Annotated in this window: 3 protein-coding genes; all 3 read right to left on the bottom strand. The window is 37.3% G+C overall.

The window, feature by feature from the left end; all coding sequences use genetic code 11:
- On the bottom strand, positions 1 to 402 hold a 402-nt coding region (locus tag AC1DND_RS24805), incomplete at its 3' end, for a BNR-4 repeat-containing protein (protein ID WP_477585225.1).
- A gap of 201 nt (positions 403 to 603) precedes the next feature.
- Positions 604 to 1,137, bottom strand: a complete 534-nt coding sequence (locus tag AC1DND_RS24800; protein WP_477585224.1) for a helix-turn-helix domain-containing protein — start codon at positions 1,135 to 1,137, stop codon at positions 604 to 606.
- Positions 1,118 to 3,913, bottom strand: a 2,796-nt coding sequence (locus AC1DND_RS24795; protein WP_477585223.1) for a ligand-binding sensor domain-containing protein, incomplete at its 5' end; no start/stop codon positions are given. The genes AC1DND_RS24800 and AC1DND_RS24795, both read right to left, overlap by 20 nt.

The following is a 3,913-nucleotide window of genomic DNA, read 5'->3' as shown; positions in this document are numbered from 1 at the left end:
ATAAAACTCAGGATAACTGACTTTATTTTCCTTTACAGAAAGCATAACTTTTTTATTCCCTAAGGTTAATGAACCTGCTGAAACTGATTTGGCATAATTTAGATTGTTATTATGCTGGCCCCAGGCAATATGAAGGAAACCATCACCATCTACCATAATGCTAATTGATTTATGAGCGTCGGTGGCATCACCTTTATAGGGCGTGGTAACTAATACCCAACGGGTTGAGCCGATTTTGCGTTTGGCCAGTACCACATTTTGTTCTTGATCATAATAAGCAGCATACTGGCTATCTTTAAAGCTGATTAACGAATTTTTACGGAAAATAACAGTATTTACCGAGTTGTTTGCCCAGCCGTTACTGGCAATGGTACTYAGTTGTGTTTCTTGTGCAACACTCATCAGGTTGATACCGATGAATGTGCAGATTAAAAATATACTTTTATTTAGGGATTGATACATTATACGTTTTAGGCTGCTCGGTTTCTTACATTTGGTGAAGCCGAAGTACCGAAATTTTTAAGCTTTACACAGGGGGTTAAATCATACTTTGCAGGGGGCGTTTTAAGATAAACGTATTTAAAAGCCAAAATAGCGTAACTTTTATGTTGTGGCATTAATATTATAGTATTTATGAAAACTTTTCCGGTGTTTCTTTATAAATTCTGACGGTGTTAATTTAAACAGCTTTTGAAACTGTTCTCTAAAGTATTTACTATCATTTATACCTACTCTAAAGGCAGCTTCGTTAATATTTAAATTGGTATTGATCAACAATTCGGCAGCCTTTCTGAGTCTGATAAAACGGATAAAACCATTTATAGACTGACCTGAAGTGGCCTTGATCCTTTTGTAGAGATTAGAATGGCTCATTCCAAGATCAGATGCCAGTGTTTTTACGTTAAAACTGTCTTCCATCAGGTTTTCTTCTATAATGGTAATGCACTTTTGAAGAAAGCCCTTATCCTCCTGAGATACTTTATGGGCATCACTCTTTAAGGTTATTTCATTGTAAAAATAAGACTGAAGGTTGGTCCTGTTTTTAATAATGCTATTAATTTTAGCTGTAAAAAGCTCTTTATCGAAGGGTTTACTGATAAAATCGTAGGCACCAACTTCATTCGAGGTTGCCCACATTCTCGGCATCGTTATTTTCTGCTTCTTCCTCTTGCGCAATGAGCTCATTTACATAGGTTAATTCGTTTTGGAAAACACCGCTTTGCTGCAAGTTTGGCTCCCCAACCGGAATATCGATCAAAAATATGGTACCCATTCCCTGATTGGAACGGAACGAAATTTTCCCTTTATGTAATTCTACAAAGTTTTTGGCCAGGTAAAGACCAATACCGAAACCCATCTTCAGCGATTCGTTCGACATTACTTTATAAAATTTATCGAACAATTTTTCACCCACATGCGCCGGTATGCCCGGACCACTATCGCTCACCTCAATCTGCACCCGCATACCGAGGGTTTTAACGCTAAATTTCACAAAACCGCCTTTTGGGGTAAATTTAAGCGCGTTAGAGAGCAGGTTAAAGAAAACGATTTCGAGCTTGTCTTTATCTGCATAAATATCCAGTTCTTCCTCCTCGCACTCAAAAGTATATTCGATATGGTTCTGCTTTGCCAAATAATTAAAGCAGAGGAAAATCTCGTTGGTAAATTTGTAGAGGTTGATCCTTACAATCTTCAAGGCGTCGTTCTCACTTTCCGTTTTTCTAAACAGCAATAGCTGATCTACCAAACTTAACAAACGCCTCGAATTGCGGTAAACAATATTTAAATCGTTCTTCTCTTGCCCTGGGTCTTTCTTATGGATAATATCTTTAATCGGATTAACAATTAAGGTTAACGGCGTTCTCAGCTCGTGCGAAATATTGGTAAAGAAATTCAGTTTTTTCTCATTCAGATCCTTTTCACGCTCCATTTTAAGGTTGGTAATTTCTACCTCGTGTTTTAATCTTCTCTGGCGGTTGCGATAGGTTTGAAAAAGATAAAACAGGGAAGATCCTATAATAAGGTAAATGGCATAGGCCCACCAGGTGCGGTACCAAGGGGGTAAAATCCTAATCATTACGATCTTTTCGTTGTTGCTCCAGGCACCTTCGGTATCGGTACTTTTAATATGCAGTTTATACTCACCTTCATTTAACCTGGAATAATAGGCTGTGCTTAATTTGTTTACATAATTCCAGTCTCTATCCCAACCTTCGAGGTAATAGGCATAAGAAATCTGATCCTGAAAAGAGAATTCTATTGCTGCATAATCGATAGAAATCACCGCAGCACTAAATGGGATTTCTATGCGTGCTAAATTAACAACAGAAATATCGTTATAACCTGAATCCTGATCGAGCGGAATATTGTTGATCCGAAAATCAGTCAGCACCATTTTTGGTATCCTTTTATTTTTCTTGATGCTATCGGGCGAAAACAAGTTGAAGCCACCAATTCCACCAAATAAAAAGTTACCGTTTGCAAGTTTTAATGCAGCATTATAATTAAACTGATTGCTTTGTAAGCCATCGGTAGCATAATAGTTTTTAAAGCTTTGGTGTGCAACATCAAATTTTGATAAACCATTATAAGTACTACACCATAAATTACCTTGAGCATCCTGGAGGATATTGAGCACCGAATTACTTGGTAACCCATCGCTCTGGATGTACCGCTTTATTTTTTTGGTTTCGGGATCAAAAAGCAATAAACCTCCACCTTCGGTGCCGATCCATATTTGATGATTAAAATCTTCCTGAATGGCCCTGATGGCAAAATTGATCTTCGTATAGCTATGTTTTTTGTTTATTGGATCGATTTCGATCAGTTCGGTATAGTTCCCTGCCCAAAGTCTTCCTTTCGAATCCTGGAACAAGCTGTGGATATCCTTTAGATTATGGTCAAAAAGTTCAAATTTATCGGCAATTTTATTGTAACGATACAATGCACCACCTTTTGTAGTGCCTACCCAAATATTTTGTTGTTTGTCTTGATAAAGCTTCCAAATGTTAATGTCATCAACGCCTTTATAGTTATTGTAACAGTTATAATGAACAAATTTCCCGGTTGTTTTATTAAAACGATCTATCCCGCCGCTAAAACTGGCCACCCAAACGTTGTGATCTGCATCGTTTAAAATACTGGTAACAAAATTACTTGTTAAAGAGTTTGGATCGCTGGTTTTGGCATAATTAGCAAAAGTATTTTGCTTTCTGTTCCAAACACTTAAACCACCCCCATCAGTCCCGATCCAAATGTTTTTGTTTTCATCTTCGCTAAAGGAGAGTACAAAATTGTTAATTAAGGAATTGTTTTTTAATGGATTATGTTTAATGGTGGTAAACTGCTCATTTTCTGGATCGATGATATTAACCCCACCACGTAAGGTTGCAATCCACTTTCTAGATTCGCGGTCTTCGTAAACCTGGGCGACAGAATTACTGCTGAGTAAGCCTTTTTCTTTTCCTGCAGATAGGTAATTTGTTTTTTGATTTTTTGTATTGTAAACAGCAATTCCTCCCCCATCAGTCGAAATCCAGAGTTTTTGTTGCCGATCAAACAACAAACTCATAATATTCTCATTGCTTAAATGCTGGTTAAACTTGGTGAGGCTACTATTGGCTTTATCAAATTGAAAAAGTCCGTGCTCTGTTCCAATCCAGAGTGTTTGGTTAGTGCCTTTGGTAATGCATGTTACTGAGCGTACTGCAGCAGTTACTAAACGAAGTCTATGTTTATCATTATCGTATCTGCAAAGCCCCACATCTTTTATAAAAAGCCATAGGGTTTGTTGTTCATCAACATATAAAGCTTTTACAGTGAAATCGAAATTTTTGCCGTATGGGATCCGTTTTGCAATGGTGCTATTCTTTTCGAGCATAAACAGGCCTTTTTCTTCAGTAGCTACATAAAC

The organism is Pedobacter sp. 01N416, assembly GCF_056399685.1.
The sequence above is the reverse complement of the archived record's forward strand: the minus strand, read 5'-3'. Positions and strand labels throughout refer to the sequence as shown.